Annotated in this window: 14 protein-coding genes; 4 read left to right on the top strand and 10 right to left on the bottom strand. The window is 54.1% G+C overall.

Annotated features, from left to right (window positions below):
• Both serC and L370_RS07685 read right to left on the bottom strand, forming a co-directional pair.
• Entirely contained in the window at window positions 1-1089 is a 1089-nt protein-coding gene (gene serC / locus L370_RS07680; protein ID WP_032666586.1) for a 3-phosphoserine/phosphohydroxythreonine transaminase, read from the bottom strand.
• 162 nt (window positions 1090-1251) lie between these two features.
• Window positions 1252-1944, bottom strand: coding sequence for a DUF421 domain-containing protein (locus tag L370_RS07685; RefSeq protein WP_023335124.1), 693 nt, complete (start codon window positions 1942-1944; stop codon window positions 1252-1254).
• Window positions 1945-2071: 127 nt separating this feature from the next.
• On the opposite strand from L370_RS07685, the gene ycaO reads away from it, so the two are divergent.
• The 4 genes from ycaO (at window position 2072) to pflA (ending at window position 8375) form a co-directional block, all read left to right on the top strand.
• The gene (gene ycaO / locus L370_RS07690; protein WP_023335123.1) at window positions 2072-3832 is read left to right on the top strand and encodes a 30S ribosomal protein S12 methylthiotransferase accessory factor YcaO; all 1761 of its coding nucleotides are present in this window, start codon (window positions 2072-2074) and stop codon (window positions 3830-3832) included.
• A 406-nt stretch (window positions 3833-4238) separates the two neighbouring features.
• Entirely contained in the window at window positions 4239-5096 is an 858-nt protein-coding gene (focA, locus tag L370_RS23440; RefSeq protein WP_008499974.1) for a formate transporter FocA, read from the top strand.
• 51 nt (window positions 5097-5147) lie between these two features.
• Window positions 5148-7430 (top strand): formate C-acetyltransferase, encoded by a 2283-nt coding sequence (pflB, locus tag L370_RS07700; RefSeq protein WP_023335122.1) that lies wholly within the window; start codon window positions 5148-5150, stop codon window positions 7428-7430.
• A 204-nt stretch (window positions 7431-7634) separates the two neighbouring features.
• Window positions 7635-8375, top strand: coding sequence for a pyruvate formate lyase 1-activating protein (gene pflA, locus L370_RS07705; RefSeq protein ID WP_010429226.1), 741 nt, complete (start codon window positions 7635-7637; stop codon window positions 8373-8375).
• A 35-nt stretch (window positions 8376-8410) separates the two neighbouring features.
• Here the strand turns inward: pflA and L370_RS07710 are convergent, their stop codons facing one another.
• From L370_RS07710 to lolA, 8 genes are all read right to left on the bottom strand, one after another.
• Entirely contained in the window at window positions 8411-8932 is a 522-nt protein-coding gene (locus L370_RS07710; protein WP_023335121.1) for an anti-virulence regulator CigR family protein, read from the bottom strand.
• Window positions 8933-9055: 123 nt separating this feature from the next.
• Window positions 9056-10204: an MFS transporter gene (locus L370_RS07715; RefSeq protein WP_023335120.1), complete on the bottom strand. Its 1149-nt coding sequence runs from the start codon at window positions 10202-10204 to the stop codon at window positions 9056-9058.
• A gap of 275 nt (window positions 10205-10479) precedes the next feature.
• A complete protein-coding gene (locus tag L370_RS07720; protein WP_023335119.1) occupies window positions 10480-11343 on the bottom strand; it encodes a dimethyl sulfoxide reductase anchor subunit family protein in 864 nt (287 codons plus the stop codon).
• 1 nt (window position 11344) lies between these two features.
• Complete coding sequence (locus L370_RS07725) at window positions 11345-11962, bottom strand: DMSO/selenate family reductase complex B subunit (protein WP_021240882.1); 618 nt, start codon at window positions 11960-11962, stop codon at window positions 11345-11347.
• A 10-nt stretch (window positions 11963-11972) separates the two neighbouring features.
• Window positions 11973-14417, bottom strand: coding sequence for a dimethylsulfoxide reductase subunit A (dmsA, locus tag L370_RS07730; RefSeq protein WP_023335118.1), 2445 nt, complete (start codon window positions 14415-14417; stop codon window positions 11973-11975).
• A gap of 211 nt (window positions 14418-14628) precedes the next feature.
• A complete protein-coding gene (gene serS / locus L370_RS07735) occupies window positions 14629-15921 on the bottom strand; it encodes a serine--tRNA ligase (protein WP_023335117.1) in 1293 nt (430 codons plus the stop codon).
• A 92-nt stretch (window positions 15922-16013) separates the two neighbouring features.
• Complete coding sequence (gene rarA, locus L370_RS07740; protein WP_023335116.1) at window positions 16014-17357, bottom strand: replication-associated recombination protein RarA; 1344 nt, start codon at window positions 17355-17357, stop codon at window positions 16014-16016.
• Window positions 17358-17366: 9 nt separating this feature from the next.
• Window positions 17367-17981, bottom strand: coding sequence for an outer membrane lipoprotein periplasmic chaperone LolA (gene lolA, locus L370_RS07745; RefSeq protein WP_023310983.1), 615 nt, complete (start codon window positions 17979-17981; stop codon window positions 17367-17369).
• Window positions 17982-18043: the final 62 nt, after the last annotated feature.

The raw sequence follows: 18043 nt of genomic DNA, 5'->3' as shown, positions 1-18043 counted from the left end.
TTAACCGTGACGACGTTCGAAGTCGATCATGAAATCCGTCAGGGCTTTAACGCCTTCCAGCGGCATCGCGTTATAAATGGAGGCACGCATGCCGCCAACGACACGGTGACCTTTGAGCGCATGCAGACCAGCCGCGAAGGACTCTTCCAGGAAGACTTTGTCCAGGTTGCTGTCGGCCAGCTGGAACGGCACGTTCATGCGGGAACGGTTAGCTTTCGCCACATCGTTGCGGTAGAAATCGCTCTTGTCGATCACGCCATACAGCAGTTCAGCTTTCTGCTGATTCACCTTGTCCATCTGCGCCACGCCGCCGTTTTGCTTCAGCCATTTGAAGACCAGGCCAGAGAGATACCAGGCAAACGTTGGTGGGGTGTTGAACATCGAATCGTTATCGTTCAGCACGGTGTAATCGAGAATCGACGGGCAGGATTTATGCGCTTTACCCAGCAGGTCTTCACGCACGACGACGATAGTCAAACCGGCCGGGCCGATATTTTTCTGCGCGCCCGCATAGATAACGCCGTAGCGGCTGACATCAATTGGCGCAGACAGAATGGTGGAGGAGAAGTCGGCGGCAACCACGACATCGCTGCCGAAGTTTGGCGTCTCGTCGATGGCAATCCCGTCAATGGTTTCGTTCGGGCAGTAGTGCAGATACGCTGCGTTATCGGAAAGCTGCCACTCGCTCATTGGCTTCACGGCGCGCAGACCGTCAACGGTCACTTTGGCGTCGATAACATTCGGCGTGCAGTATTTGTGCGCTTCTTTTACGGCGCTTGCCGCCCAGTAACCCGCGTCAACGTAGTCAGCCGTCGTTTTGTCGCCCAGGATATTCAGCGGAACGCCCGCAAACTGACCGCGTCCACCGCCGTGACAGAACAATACTTTGTAGTTCGAGGGAATATTCAGCAGATCGCGAAAATCCTTTTCTGCATCTTCCGCCACCTGAATAAACTCTTTACCCCGGTGGCTGATTTCCATCACCGACGTACCCAGACCGTTCCAGTTACAAAGTTCCTGTTGAGCCTGTTTAAGCACGTCTGCCGGTAACATTGCCGGACCTGAACTGAAATTAAAGACTTGAGCCATTTCCCCTCACCACGCTAAAAGCCATAAGTTATAACTGTGGATATCGGTTTTATCATTCAGTGACACGCGCCGCAATGTCTAAAACTTATGACCCGTGAAATGTGCCCCGCGTCACACAAAACAATCTGCCGCCTCGCTAAGACAAAACCGACAAAATGGCTGTCAGGTGATACGTTTGGCCCGGCTAACCTTCGTCCATTCCGGATTTGCACAGCGGGGGCATAATTGACGATCTCCCGGCTGCATCGCGACAACGTGGCTACATCTAACACAAGCATACTCACCTGATTCAGGTACCGTTCTGAAACGCTCGATCAGCATATCCGGCAGGATACAGAGCCCCGGCTTCACCTCGTCGTCTGAATAGTAATAGACGCTGATCTGCCCGTTGGTTTCCATGATCGCCAGACGCACCTGCCCGAGCTGTTCAACGCTGTTCAGGCGAAGCTCCATAAAGAACTCAAACTCGGTCATATTGGCGCTTTGTACATTTTCCCAGGCCAGCTGTCCGTCCTCGACGATAACGACCGGCTTGCCTTCAAGCAGATCTTCCAGCTTTTCACTTTTCGACATCAGCCACATCACAAGGCGGTAAAGGAGCGCCAGTGTGACAAAGACGATAAACACCGGAACCATCGGCACATCGTCATAAAAGGCGACGTCCCCCGCCGCAGACCCCAGCGTCAGGATGATCAACACCTCAAAGAGCGACATCTGCCGTACGCCACGACGGCCGGTGATTTTAAGAAACAGGAAGACAAGTACGAAGGTATACAGGCTGCGCAGCGCCACTTCGCCCAGAAATTCAGGAGGAACTTTATCAAACGCCATCCGCTGGAGATCAAATGCTTTCATTTTTCTATGCCTTAACAGTCAGTTACTGCCACTAAGCATAGCCCAGCCTTTTATTTTCGCCGAAGATAGCACCCGTCACGCAAAACCCGTATCATTGCGCGCTTTACGTACGATAAAAGTGAACGCCATGACTCAAACGTTTATCCCCGGCAAAGACGCCGCTCTGGAAGATTCCATCGCTCGCTTCCAGCAAAAACTGACCGACCTGGGTTTTAACATCGAAGAAGCCTCCTGGCTTAATCCGGTGCCTCATGTCTGGTCCGTGCATATTCGCGATAAAGACTGTGCCCTGTGCTTTACCAACGGTAAAGGCGCGACAAAAAAAGCGGCACTGGCCTCTGCGCTGGGTGAGTATTTTGAGCGTCTGTCCACCAACTATTTCTTCGCTGACTTCTGGCTGGGCGAAACCATCGCTAACGGCCCGTTCGTTCACTATCCAAATGAAAAATGGTTCCCGCTGACCGAAGATGACGAACTGCCGGAAGGTATTCTCGACGCTCGCCTGCGTGCCTTCTACGATCCAGACAACGAACTGACCGCCAGCATGCTGATCGATCTACAGTCCGGTAACGAAGATCGCGGTATTTGCGCCCTGCCGTTTACCCGTCAGTCTGATGAACAGACCGTCTATATCCCGATGAACATTGTCGGCAACCTGTATGTATCCAACGGCATGTCCGCGGGTAACACCCGCAATGAAGCGCGCGTGCAGGGTCTGTCTGAAGTCTTCGAACGCCACATTAAAAACCGCATCATCGCCGAATCCATCAGCTTGCCTGAGATTCCGGCTGACGTACTGGCGCGTTATCCGGGCGTGGTGGAATCCATCGCTAAACTGGAAGCAGAAGGTTTCCCAATCTTTGCGTATGACGGCTCGCTGGGCGGCAAGTATCCGGTTATCTGCGTTGTGCTGTTTAACCCAACGAACGGTACCTGCTTCGCCTCCTTCGGCGCGCACCCTGACTTCGGCGTGGCGCTGGAGCGTACCGTTACCGAACTGCTGCAGGGCCGTAGCCTGAAAGACCTCGACGTGTTCACCCCGCCAACGTTTGACGACGAAGAAGTGGCCGAACATACCAACCTCGAAACCCACTTCATCGACTCCAGCGGTTTGATCTCCTGGGATATGTTCAAGCAGGACGCGGACTATCCGTTCGTGGACTGGAGCTTTGCCGGTACCACGGAAGAAGAGTTCGCCACGCTGATGGCGATCTTTAAAGCCGAAGACCAGGACGTCTATATCGCCGACTACGAACATCTTGGCGTCTACGCGTGCCGCATTATTGTTCCAGGCATGTCCGACATCTACCCGGCTGAAGATCTGTGGCTGGCGAATAACAGCATGGGCGCGCACCTGCGCGAAACGCTGCTAGCTCTGCCGGGCAGCGAGTGGGAGAAGGAAGATTATCTGAACCTGATCGCCCAGTTGGACGAGGAAGGCCACGATGACTTCACTCGCGTACGTGAACTGCTGGGTCTGGCGACCGGTAAAGACAACGGCTGGTATACCCTGCGTATCGGTGAGCTGAAAGCGATGCTGGCACTGGCGGGAGGCGATTTGGATCAGGCTCTGGCCTGGACCGAGTGGACCATGGAATTCAACCAGTCGGTCTTCTCTGCCGAACGCACTAATTATTACCGCTGCCTGCAAACCCTGTTGCTGCTGGCACAGGAAGACGATCGCGAGCCGCTGCAATACCTGAATGCTTTCGTGCGTATGTACGGTGCTGAGGCCGTTGAAGCAGCCAGCGCGGCCCTGAGCGGCGAAGCGCCGTTCTATGGCCTGCAGGCTGTTGATAGCGATCTGAAAGCCTTCCCGGCGCATCAGTCGCTGCTGAAGGCCTATGAAAAGCTGCAGAAAGCAAAAGCCGCTTACTGGTCAAAATAAGCGCACATAACATTACCAGCAGTAGGCGTATTCAATCGTCTGGGCTATATTACGGGGCAATTTCATTGCCCCGTTTTTTATTTTCTTCGGCAATGACTGTTGATTGTAATAATAAAGTTAAACATGGGTAAATATAATAATATTTACCGGGGCTTTACTGTTACTTTTTATGGTAAATACTCCATATTAATTAACTGTTTCAGAGGTGGCCGAACGAAAAAATTCAACTCTTTTCATAACTTTTAAAATTTATTTTTATACGGATAATCAAATACTTACTCCGCATTTGTCGTAAAACCATACACACTGCGGGCCTATAAGCCAGGCGAGATATGATCTATATCAATTTCTCTTCTATAATGCTTTGTTAGTATCTCGTCGCCGACTTAATAAAGAGAGAGTTAGTGTGAAAGCTGACAACCCTTTTGATCTTTTACTCCCTGCTGCGATGGCCAAAGTTGCCGAAGAAGCGGGTGTCTATAAAGCAACGAAACACCCGATGAAGACGTTCTATCTGGCGATCACCGCTGGTGTGTTCATCTCTATCGCTTTCGTCTTCTACATCACCGCCACCACCGGTACTGCCGGAATGCCTTTCGGCATGGCCAAACTGATTGGCGGCATTTGCTTCTCACTGGGCCTGATTCTCTGCGTCATCTGCGGCGCCGACCTCTTCACCTCAACGGTGCTGATTGTCGTGGCAAAGGCCAGCGGAAGAATTACCTGGGGTCAGCTGGCACGTAACTGGCTTAACGTCTACGTGGGTAACCTGGTTGGCTGTCTGCTCTTTGTTTTGTTAATGTGGCTTTCTGGCGAGTACATGACCGCCAACGGTGGCTGGGGCCTTAACGTCCTGCAAACCGCCGACCACAAAATGCACCACACATTTATCGAAGCCGTTGCTCTCGGCATCCTCGCTAACCTGATGGTCTGCCTGGCTGTATGGATGAGCTACTCGGGTCGTAGCCTGATGGACAAAGCCTTAATTATGGTTCTGCCGGTTGCGATGTTTGTTGCCAGCGGCTTTGAGCACAGTATCGCGAATATGTTCATGATCCCAATGGGCATTGTCATCCGCGACTTTGCGAGCCCGGAGTTCTGGACCGCAGTTGGTTCATCCCCGGAAAGTTTCTCTCACCTGACTATTATGAATTTCATTACTGATAACCTGATCCCTGTCACTATCGGGAACATTATCGGTGGGGGTCTGTTAGTTGGGTTGACATACTGGGTCATTTACCTGCGTGGCGACGATCATCATTGATGGTTTTCTCAGGCAGTAAATAAAAAATCCACTTAAGAAGGTAGGTGTTACATGTCCGAGCTTAATGAAAAGTTAGCCACAGCCTGGGAAGGTTTTGCGAAAGGTGACTGGCAGAATGAAGTAAACGTACGTGACTTCATTCAGAAAAACTATACCCCGTATGAAGGTGACGAATCCTTCCTGGCTGGCGCAACTGAAGCGACCACCAAGCTGTGGGACAGCGTAATGGAAGGCGTTAAACTGGAAAACCGCACTCACGCGCCAGTTGATTTTGACACCTCCGTTGCTTCCACCATCACTTCTCACGATGCGGGCTACATCAACAAAGCCCTTGAGAAAATCGTTGGTCTGCAGACTGAAGCACCACTGAAACGCGCAATCATCCCGTTCGGTGGTATTAAAATGGTTGAAGGTTCCTGCAAAGCGTATAACCGCGAGCTGGACCCAATGCTGAAAAAAATCTTCACCGAATACCGCAAAACCCACAACCAGGGCGTATTCGATGTTTACACCAAAGACATTCTGAACTGCCGTAAATCTGGCGTTCTGACTGGTCTGCCAGATGCGTATGGCCGTGGCCGTATCATCGGTGACTACCGTCGCGTTGCGCTGTACGGTATCGACTTCCTGATGAAAGACAAATACGCGCAGTTCGTTTCCCTGCAGTCTGACCTGGAAAACGGCGTAAACCTGGAAGCGACTATCCGTCTGCGTGAAGAAATCGCTGAACAGCACCGCGCGCTGGGTCAGATCAAAGAAATGGCGGCTAAATATGGCTGCGATATCTCTGGTCCTGCTACCAACGCTCAGGAAGCTATCCAGTGGACCTACTTCGGCTACCTGGCCGCTGTTAAGTCTCAGAACGGTGCAGCAATGTCCTTCGGTCGCGTATCCACCTTCCTGGATGCGTACATCGAACGTGACATCAAAGCAGGCAAAATCACCGAGCAAGACGCTCAGGAAATGATTGACCACCTGGTCATGAAACTGCGTATGGTTCGCTTCCTGCGTACCCCTGAATACGATGAGCTGTTCTCTGGTGACCCAATCTGGGCAACCGAATCTATCGGCGGTATGGGCGTTGACGGCCGTACGCTGGTAACCAAAAACAGCTTCCGCTTCCTGAACACCCTGTACACCATGGGTCCTTCTCCGGAGCCGAACATCACCGTTCTGTGGTCTGAAAAACTGCCTCTGAACTTCAAGAAATTCGCCGCTAAAGTGTCCATCGACACCTCTTCTCTGCAGTACGAGAACGATGACCTGATGCGTCCGGACTTCAACAACGACGATTACGCTATCGCTTGCTGCGTAAGCCCAATGGTTGTTGGTAAACAAATGCAGTTCTTCGGTGCGCGTGCAAACCTGGCGAAAACCATGCTGTACGCAATCAACGGCGGCGTTGATGAAAAACTGAAAATGCAGGTTGGTCCTAAGTCTGAGCCGATCAAAGGCGACGTTCTGAACTTCGACGAAGTCATGGAGCGTATGGATCACTTCATGGACTGGCTGGCTAAACAGTACGTCACTGCGCTGAACGTTATCCACTACATGCACGACAAGTACAGCTACGAAGCCTCTCTGATGGCGCTGCACGACCGTGACGTTATCCGCACCATGGCGTGTGGTATCGCAGGTCTGTCCGTTGCTGCTGACTCCCTGTCTGCAATCAAATATGCGAAAGTTAAACCAATTCGTGACGAAGACGGCCTGGCTGTAGACTTCGAAATCGAAGGCGAATACCCGCAGTTTGGTAACAACGACTCTCGCGTTGATGACATGGCGGTTGACCTGGTAGAACGTTTCATGAAGAAAATTCAGAAACTGACGACTTACCGTAACGCTATCCCGACTCAGTCTGTTCTGACCATCACCTCTAACGTTGTGTATGGTAAGAAAACCGGTAACACCCCAGACGGTCGTCGTGCTGGCGCGCCATTCGGCCCAGGTGCTAACCCAATGCACGGTCGTGACCAGAAAGGTGCGGTTGCCTCTCTGACCTCCGTTGCTAAACTGCCGTTTGCCTACGCGAAAGATGGTATCTCTTACACCTTCTCTATCGTGCCAAACGCGCTGGGTAAAGACGACGAAGTGCGTAAAACTAACCTCGCGGGTCTGATGGATGGTTACTTCCACCACGAAGCGTCCATCGAAGGTGGTCAGCACCTGAACGTGAACGTCATGAACCGTGAAATGCTGCTCGACGCGATGGAACACCCTGAGAAATATCCTCAGCTGACCATCCGCGTATCTGGCTACGCAGTACGTTTTAACTCCCTGACTAAAGAACAGCAGCAGGACGTTATCACCCGTACTTTCACTCAGTCCATGTAAGTGGAATTGACTGAAATCACGCGTTAAAAAGCGTACAATAAAGGCTCCACGTCAGTGGGGCCTTTTTAGCACCCTCTCCATCTCAGTCTCTTTTGTCCGCTATCTATACTCTATGGATATCAGCCAAAACAGACTTCAACACAGCCGGCTTTGAGCTGTGCATACTCAGGCCCCGGACGGGCCGATGCTGGAGATATCACCGCAATGTCAATTATTGGTCGCATTCACTCCTTTGAATCCTGTGGCACCGTCGATGGCCCGGGCATCCGCTTTATCACCTTTTTCCAGGGCTGCCTGATGCGCTGCCTGTACTGCCACAACCGTGACACATGGGACACCCACGGCGGGAAAGAAGTGACCGTCGAAGACTTGATGAAAGAGGTGGTGACCTACCGCCACTTTATGAACGCGTCCGGTGGTGGCGTGACGGCGTCCGGCGGTGAAGCCATTCTTCAGGCGGAGTTTGTGCGCGACTGGTTCCGCGCCTGCCGCAAGGAAGGTATTCATACCTGTCTGGACACCAATGGCTTTGTACGCCGCTACGATCCGGTTATCGATGAATTGCTCGAAGTGACCGATCTGGTGATGCTCGATCTCAAACAGATGAACGATGAGATCCACCAGAACCTCGTTGGCGTCTCAAACCACCGCACGCTGGAGTTCGCCAAATACATTGCCGATAAAGGTATTAAAACCTGGATCCGCTACGTGGTGGTGCCTGGATGGTCAGACGACGACGACTCCGCGCACCGCCTCGGGGAATTTACCCGCGACATGGGCAACGTCGAGAAAATCGAACTTCTGCCCTATCACGAGCTGGGTAAACACAAATGGGTGGCAATGGGCGAAGAGTACAAACTCGATGGCGTGAAGCCGCCCAAGAAAGAGACGATGGAACGCGTCAAAGGTATTCTTGAGCAGTACGGCCACAAGGTGATGTATTAAAGAAAAGCCCGGTGAAAACCGGGCTTTTTTATATTCTATTTAAAGACGCCGTTAATAATGGACGTCACAATCGCAGTGCTCAGCGCAATTAAGACCAGGTCATCTCCGACCACGCGCCATTCATAGCCAGGGTAGGAAGGAAGCTGGCCCAGCATTGAGGCCGGTACGGTTTTCTTCGCAATGCCCGGAGGCAACGGCTTACCGCGCGCCAGGTTTTTCGCGATACCCGGAGGCAAAGAGTCATAGCCCGTTAAGCCATAATTCAGCGCCAGATGGCGGGCATGATCGAAACTCACGCGAGCGTCGACATCGTTACCGACATCTTTACTGCTTTTAAAGCTTTTATCCGATTTTCCAGGGTTATCCTGACCGTTATTTTGCTTATTGCCATGGTTACCAGAATTCCCGTTACCATGATTGCCGCCATTACCTTGCCCGCCACCGTTTCCGTGACCACCGCCATTCCCGTTTCCAGGATTAGCCATGACCGGAGCCGTTGCAAACGTTAAAGACAACACTACGGCAAGTGCGGTAGTGAAAAAACGACGAATAGACATGATTGCTGCCTTATAGTGGTAGGACTCACATGAATTATCGCCCGGCGCAATAAACAAACAATAAGCAAAACTCTTAGTTGTGACAGGGACAAAAAAGCCCGTCATCGACAGGCTTTTAATTCATCAGGCATGAGCCACAGGCGTTGGGTGTTCGCCCACTTTGCGCAGCAGCATTAAGAGATATATAAACGACACGCTGGCGATCATGATAAACAATAAATTATCAGAGTAATTCTGCATCAGCATCGCGGTAAACGTCGGCCCTAATAAACTGCCGATGGTATAGCTCAGTAACAGCGCCTGGTTCATTGCCACCAGCTGGTGATGTTCAACTTTCTCACAGGCCCAGGCCATCGCAACCGGATAGAGCGTAAAGCCGGCGGCCCCGAGAATAAACAGCGCAGGCGCCATCGCGGCGTTGCTGAGCATCGCAAGGCACCCCATGATGACCACAAAGACCTGGACGCGCAGCACCAGCAGACGACCGAAGCGGTCCGCCAGACGGCCAATCGGCCACTGCCCGACGATCCCCGCACTCACCATCACCGCCATCCAGAAACCAATTCCGGAATCGCTGACGCCCTGATGGTTCAGATAGAGCGGCATCAGGCCGTAGAGCGAGCCCAGTACAATCCCCGAGATAATGCAGCCGTTAACGCCCAGACGCGCCTGACGGAGTCTGAGCATTGGCCAGACGTGGGTTGCTTCCTGATGCTCGCTGTTCTGGTTCACAATGCGCGTGAAAAGCAGCGGCAGGATCGCGGCCAGCACCATGCCCGTTACCCACGGCAGAACACTCATCAGATCGGTTGGCAGCTTGCTGACCATCAGTTGACCCAGCACGGTGCCGACGTAATAAACCATCATATAGGCTGCCAGCAGGCGTCCGCGGTTGCGGGAGGTACCGCTGCACATCAGCGCACTTTCAACCACCACCCAAATCATCGCGCAGCCTACGCCAGCGATAAAGCGCCATGCCATCCAGCTCCAGAAGCCGACCATCAGGCCCAGCCCGGCACACCCGGCGGCGAAAATCAGCGAAGCCAGATAATAGCTGCGATTAAAGCCAAAGCGCTTAATCAGGCTCCCGGTGACCAGCGTCCCCAGCAGGTTGCCGGTAAAAAAGGACGAGCTGACCATACCCACCTGCCAGGTCGGTAAGTTTTCATGGGCGAGCCACAGCGGGACGAGCGTATTTAACACTGCGATCGCCAGGGTCAACAGAAGCAGGCCACAGAGCAACAAAAGCACTGGCCGGGTATAGGTGGTCATGGATTAAAAACCGTGAGGAAGTTCAGATTTCGTGCGCATCATGCCACTGGCAAAAACAAAGTCAATCCACGGATTTAGCCGCCTCGCACAATATGTTCCCTGTCGATTTAAAAAACTTATCCTGCTAATGCCACGCCTGCTATAGATATTAATTATGTATCTGTTTTTATTTATTAATGGACAAAATTAAAACAAAACGACAGTCGAAAAATTTCATGATCGAAAAAAGAAAAAGCCGGGCACGCAGGCCCGGCTTGATATAACGAAATGCAACGTTAACTGGCGATAGCCATACCAACGGTCATATGCAACCCGTAGAACACACCGCGTCCAATCAGTTCACCCGCCAGTACCAGCACAAAGGCCAGTGACAACAGCGGCAGCGCGGGCTGATATCCTTTGAGCTGAGGCGCGATCCAGAATACCAGCGCCGCGACCAGCAGAACGATGCGCCAGACCATCAGAGAACCGTAGTCCGGCACCAGGGCAGAAGCCTGCTGGATAGAGCTGTGAATGGTTGCCAGTTCGGCACCCTGCATCAGGGCGACCATCGCACTCACCACCAGCGCCAGCAGCGAAACAGCAGGCAGCAAACGCATAGCCCACCCGTCTACACCCGCCACGCGCAGCAGCAGGTAGCCCAGAAGCGGCCCGCCGATAAACATCGTCAGGAAGAAGCTCATTGGCGTCCAGACGCTGTACCAGGTTGGGACGGTATCAATGGTGTTATAGACGCGCACCATCATCCACACGAACACCACGCCCAGTACCATGGTCACGATCAGCCACAGGCTGCGCAGACCCGCTGGCAATTTCTTCATCGCGGCCAGCAGCCAGCCCAGCCCACCGACGGCGAAGAAAATCGCCCCGCTGGCAATCTCGTTACTGAGGGATGAGGCCCCCACGCGATTCAGAGAGTTAAACGCGCGCATCGGCGAACCCAGGTGCAGCGTAGAGGCGATAAAGCCAATTCCCATCAGCACCCACAGGCCAAACATGCTCAACACTAAACGCTGCTGCTGTTCGGCATTGAGGTTCCCTTTTAACAACGCCAGCGCGAGCACAATGAAACCGCCCGCCACGCACTGACCAAAGACCGTGAAGATCATCAGCGGCCATTCATGCCATCCACTTCCCATCTCACACCTCCTTCGGATTTGCCAGGTAGCCGGTGGTGTCACCTGTAGGGCGGCTGTTGGCGTTAGGTTTAATCACAATGCTCGGCTTCGTGAAGTGCGCAGACGGCAGCGGTGCCACTGCGGCAAGCTGACCGTGTTTTTGACGCAGCTCTTCAATAGGGCCGAAGTCCAGCGCGCGCAGCGGGCAGGACTCGACGCAAATCGGCTTTTTGCCATCCGCCACGCGGGTGTGGCAACCGTCGCATTTGGTCATATGACCTTTGGCGGCGTTGTACTGCGGCGCACCGTACGGGCACGCCATATGGCAGTACCGACAGCCGATGCAGACATCTTCGTCCACCACCACAAAGCCGTCTTCACGCTTGTGCATCGCCCCGCTCGGGCAGACCTTGGTGCAGGCCGGATCTTCACAGTGGTTGCAGGCAATCGACAGGTAATAGGCAAAGACGTTCTGATGCCAGACGCCGTTATCTTCCTGCCAGTCGCCCCCGGCGTATTCGTAAATACGGCGGAAGCTGACGTCCGGGGTCAGGTCTTTGTAGTCTTTACAGGCCAGCTCGCAGGTTTTGCACCCGGTGCAACGGCTGGAATCAATAAAAAATCCATACTGGGTTGTCATCGGCTACTCCTTAAACCTTTTCAACCTGGACAAGGTTTGTGTGGGATGGGTTGCCCTTCGCCAGCGGCGACGGACGCTGCGTGGTCAGTACGTTAATACTGCCCGCCTGGTCGATGCGGTTGGCATCGGGGCTGTACCAGGCCCCTTCTCCCAGCGCCACCACGCCTGGCATCATGCGCGGCGTCACCTTAGCTTCAATGTGCACCTCGCCGCGACCGTTGAAGATACGCACGCGATCGCCATTGCTGATGCCGCGTGATTTGGCATCCATCGGGTTGATCCACATCTCCTGACGGCAGGCGGCTTTCAGTACGTCGACGTTGCCGTAGGTAGAGTGCACGCGCGCTTTGTAGTGGAAACCGGTCAGCTGCAGCGGGAATTTCGCCGTCAGCGGATCGTTATAGTTTTCAAAACCAGGCGTGTAGATCGGCAGCGGATCGATAACGTCCCCTTCCGGCAGCTCCCAGGTCGACGCGATTTTTGCCAGCTCTTCGGAGTAGATTTCGATTTTGCCCGACGGCGTGGTCAGCGGGTTCGCCTGCGGATCTTCGCGGAAGGCTTTGTACGCCACGTGGTGCCCTTCCGGATCGCGCTGTTTGTACATACCCTGCTTGCGGAAGGTATCGAAATCCGGCAGATCAGGGATTGCCTTACGGGAGAGTTCATGCAGATGGCGCATCCACCCTTCCTGAGTACGTCCCTCGGTAAACTGCTGCTCAACGCCAAGACGTTTCGCCAGCTCAGAGGTCATCTCATAGATGGTTTTGCACTCGAAGCGCGGTTTAATGGCCTGATCGGTAAAGATCACGTAGGACATGTTGCCGCAGGAGGCGTCCAGGGCGAAATCCATCTGCTCAGAGGCGGTACAGTCCGGCAGCAGGATATCGGCATATTTCGCCGAGGAGGTCATGTGGCAGTCGATCACCACAATCATCTCGCACTTCTTATCATCCTGCAGGATTTCATGGGTGCGGTTGATTTCAGAGTGCTGGTTAATGAGACAGTTACCGGCATAGTTCCAGATCATCTTGATCGGCACATCCAGCTTGTCTTTGCCGCGCACGCCGTCGCGCAGTGCGGTCATTTCCGGGCCACGTTCGATCGCATCGGTCCACATAAACATGGAGATGCTGGTCTGAACAGGGTTATCCAGCGTCGGCATACGTTCAAACGGCACTTCATATGAGCCTTCACGCGCGCCGGTGTTACCGCCGTGAATGCCCACGTTACCCGTCAGAATGGAGAGCATAGAGATGGCACGGGTCGCGATTTCGCCGTTCGCATGACGCTGCGGGCCCCAGCCCTGGCTAATGTAGGCCGGTTTGGCTGAGCCAATCTCACGCGCCAGCTGAACGATACGCTCCACCGGGATCCCGGTGATGGTGGACGCCCACTCTGGCGTTTTCGCCACGCCATCGCTGCCCTGACCGAGAATGTAGGCTTTGTAATGCCCGTTAGCAGGCGCGCTGGCTGGCAGGGTTTTCTCGTCATAGCCGACGCAGTATTTATCCAGGAAAGGTTGATCGACGAGGTTTTCGGTGATCATCACCCATGCCAGCGCTGAAACCAATGCCGCATCGGTGCCCGGACGGATTGGGATCCACTCGTCTTCACGTCCGGCACCGGTGTCGGTGTAGCGCGGATCGATGATGATCATGCGGGCATTCGATTTGGCGCGGGCCTGTTCGAGGTAGTAGGTTACCCCACCGCCGCTCATACGGGTTTCGCCCGGATTGTTACCAAACAGCACGACCAGCTTGCTGTTTTCGATATCGGACGGACTGTTGCCGTCCGCCCAGCCGCCGTAAGTGTAGTTCAGCCCAGCAGCGATCTGCGCGGAAGAGTAGTCGCCATAGTGATTGAGATAACCGCCGCAGCAGTTCATCAGGCGCGCCACCAGCGTTTTGCCCGGCGGCCAGGAGCGGGTCAGCGTGCCGCCCAGCGTCCCGGTGCCGTAGTTCAGGTAGATGGACTCGTTGCCGTACTCTTTGATAAGGCGCTGCATATTGGTGGCGATAATGTCGTAGGCTTCATCCCAGCTAATACGCTCGAATTTCCCTTCCCCACGCTTACCGACGCGCTTCATTGGATACTTCAGGCGGTCCGGGTTATAGACGCGACGACGCATTGAGCGACCACGCAAACACGCACGAACCTGATGTAACCCTTCGTAGTTATCGTCCCCGGTATTGTCGGTTTCGACATATTTAATTTCACCATCCACCACATGCATTCGCAGCGGACAACGGCTACCGCAGTTGACGGTACAGGCACTCCACACCACTTTTTCCGGCGTGGTAGCCGGAGACAGTGCATCTGCCGCCGACGCCAGTCGGGTAAAAGGGAGCGTGAAGGCACTACTGGCTACGGCCAGTCCGCCAATTGCCGTGGTTTTCATCAACCCACGGCGAGTGACCTCGGCAGCCATTAATGCTTCAGGCGCGTTGATTTTCATAGAGACTCACTTTGGTTGCTCACAAAGAAAAGAAAGGCGGCGCGAACCGCTATGTATTTTTATATATAACGAATTTCTTGGTTATCAGCTTTTTATGCTGACTTTCATTCGGAGGAGTATTACTACTTTAGAGGGAGAGGTTATTGCTTCGTATCAAATCAAAGGCATAAAAAAAGCGCCCTGAGGCGCTTTTTTGTTTTAAGACAAATTATTAGCCGATGTACTGCTGGCCTTTCATGTACGGACGCAGCACTTCCGGGATCTCAATGCGACCGTCTGCCTGCTGGTAGTTTTCCAGCACGGCAACCAGGGTACGACCTACAGCCAGACCAGAACCGTTCAGGGTATGCACCAGACGGGTTTTCTTGTCAGATTTGCTGCGGCAGCGAGCCTGCATGCGGCGCGCCTGGAAATCCCAGACGTTAGAGCAGGAGGAGATCTCACGATAGGTGTTCTGCGCAGGCACCCACACTTCCAGATCGAAAGTCTTGCAGGCGCCAAAGCCCATATCGCCGGTACACAGGGCCATACGACGGTACGGCAGCCCCAGCAGCTCCAGCACTTTTTCAGCGTGGCCGGTCATCTCTTCCAGCGCGTCCATAGATTCTTCAGGACGGACGATCTGCACCATCTCAACTTTGTCGAACTGGTGCATACGGATCAGGCCGCGCGTGTCGCGACCGTAAGACCCTGCTTCAGAACGGAAGCACGGAGAGTGCGCTGTCAGCTTAATCGGCAGGTCGTCTTCATCAATGATCTCATCACGCACGAGGTTAGTCAGCGGCACTTCAGCGGTTGGGATCAGCGCGTAGTTGCTGCTGTCGGCTTCCTCGTCCAGCGGGCGGGTATGGAACAGATCGCCGGCAAACTTCGGCAGCTGGCCCGTACCGTACAGCGTATCGTGATTGACCAGATACGGCACGTAGGTTTCGCTATAGCCGTGCTGCTCGGTGTGCAGATCCAGCATGAACTGCGCCAGCGCGCGGTGCAGATGGGCAATCTGACCTTTCATCACCACGAAGCGAGAACCGGTCAGCTTCACCGCTGCCGCAAAGTCCAGGCCCGCGTGCATTTCGCCCAGCGTCACGTGATCGCGCACTTCGAAGTCAAACTCACGAGGCATACCCCAGCGTTTCACTTCAACGTTGTCGTTTTCGTCTTTGCCGACAGGCACGCTGTCGTCAGGAATATTCGGGATAGCCAGGGCAATATCACGAATTTCGGCCTGAAGAACATCCAGTTCAGCTTTCGCCTGATCCAGTTCTTCACCCAGTTTGTTCACTTCCAGGCGTAATGGCTCAATATCTTCCCCGCGCGCTTTCGCCTGGCCGATGGATTTCGATCGCGAGTTACGCTCTGCCTGCAGATTTTCAGTTTGTACCTGCAGAACTTTACGACGCTCTTCGAGAGCGCGCAGCTTATCTACATCCAGCTTAAAGCCCCGGCGTGCCAGTTTTTCAGCGACTGCGTCTGGCTCATTACGCAGCAGATTGGGATCGAGCATGCTTATCCTGTGCTTATCGAATTAAAATAGGAAAATGTGGCCACAGCCTGCGGCCACAAGGATACATTGCCAACATTACCGCAACGATTGAACTAACGGTAGCGTTTTATAGGGCTATTTTGATCCTGTCCGGCGAGCCAGGTGAGCTTTTCACCAATCTTGCCTTCAAGACCTCTGTTTGTGGGGTGATAATAGCGCGTTTGTGCCATCTCCTGCGGGAAATATTCCTCCCCGGCAGCGTAGGCATTGGGTTCGTCGTGAGCGTAGCGATACTCCTGCCCGTAACCCATCTCTTTCATCAGCTTGGTCGGCGCGTTACGCAGATGAACCGGCACGTCGTAGTCCGGGCGTTCGCGAGCGTCAGACATCGCCGCTTTGAACGCGGTATAAACTGCATTGCTTTTCGGCGCGCAGGCCAGATAGACAATCGCCTGCGCAATGGCGCGCTCGCCTTCCGCGGGTCCAACGCGAGTGAAGCAGTCCCAGGCCGACAGCGCGACCTGCATGGCGCGGGGATCGGCATTACCGACATCTTCTGACGCAATTGCCAGGCAGCGACGCGCGACATATAACGGATCGCCGCCCGCAGTGATAATGCGCGCGTACCAGTAAAGCGCCGCATCCGGCGCGCTGCCGCGCACTGACTTATGCAGCGCCGAGATCAGGTCGTAAAAACGGTCGCCTTTGTTATCGAAACGCGCGCTGCGCTCCCCGGCAATTTCGGTGAGCAGTTCCTGCTTCAGCACCTGCTTCCCGGCATCGTCGACTTCGGCCATATCGGCCATCATTTCCAGCGTATTCAGCGCCCGGCGCGCATCGCCATTGACCAGCTCGGCAATCGCACGACGCGTGTCATCAGGCAGAACGATATCCTGTCCGCCATAGCCGCGCGCTTTGTCGTCCATCGCCTGAGTGAGAACCTTTTCGATATCCTCGGTGGTCAGCGATTTGAGCAGGTAAACGCGCGCGCGGGACAGCAGCGCCGAGTTCAGTTCAAACGACGGGTTTTCGGTGGTCGCACCGATGAAGAAGATCGTGCCGTCTTCAATATGCGGCAGGAAGGCATCCTGCTGGCTCTTGTTAAAGCGGTGAACTTCGTCCACGAAGAGGATGGTGCGCCGCCCGGCATTGCGGTTCTGTCGCGCGCGCTCGATCGCCTCACGGATCTCTTTCACGCCGGAGGTGACCGCCGAGATGCGTTCAACGTCCGCGTTGGCATAGCGGGCGATCACTTCTGCAAGCGTGGTCTTGCCGGTGCCAGGAGGACCCCAGAGAATCATGGAGTGAAGATGCCCGGCCTCAATGGCGCGCGGCAATGGCTTACCGGCAGCCAGCAGGTGCTGCTGGCCGATGTACTGCGCTAAATTTTCTGGCCGCATGCGAGCGGCCAGAGGTTGAAACGCATTATCTGAAAAATCGAGCGACAGATTGCCCACTCACGCCTCTTACTTATTGCGTTGATCGTCCACCGTTACGCCCTGCGGCGGGGTAAAGGTGAATTTCGATGCATCAACGGCGCCGTTCTGCTGAGACTTGAGCTGGTAGCTGCTGCGCTGATCGTCCTGCTCAACCGCGCCAAACTGATTAATAGTACCGTTGGTGCTTACGTTAATGGTGAACTGCTTCAGGTTGCCGTTGCTGCCTTTCGGCGTCAGGACAAACTCGTCACCCGTCTGTTTAATATTGTACTGCTGCCAGTCGCTGGACTGGTTACGGGCAATCAGCATAAACGGCGTATTGCTGGTGGCATCTTTGAGCCAGGTCGCCGTTGCCTGCTCAACAAACGGATTAAAGAACCATAAGGTTTTACCGTCTGACACCAGGATGCTCTCATCCGGCTGGGTCATGTGCCAGTTGAACAGATTTGGGCGTTTTACCCACAAATCTCCCTGGCCTTCCTGCACCGCGTTGCCGCTGCCGTCAGTCACTTTTTGCGTGAAGCTGGCGTGGAAGCTGCTTACTTTATCCAGTCGGCTTTTAAGGTCGCTGGCTGCATCAGCCCAGACGCTGCTGGCGACAAAACTGGTGAGTAATGCACAGGCGATGGCGATTTTTTTCATTGTTATTCCTTAAAATACGTCTTCCCGGTATGGGGTTTCCGTCTTCTATTCTGGACCTGCCC

Source organism: Enterobacter sp. MGH 24 (assembly GCF_000493015.1).
Classification (GTDB): Bacteria; Pseudomonadota; Gammaproteobacteria; order Enterobacterales; family Enterobacteriaceae; genus Enterobacter.
The sequence above is the reverse complement of the archived record's forward strand: the minus strand, read 5'-3'. Positions and strand labels throughout refer to the sequence as shown.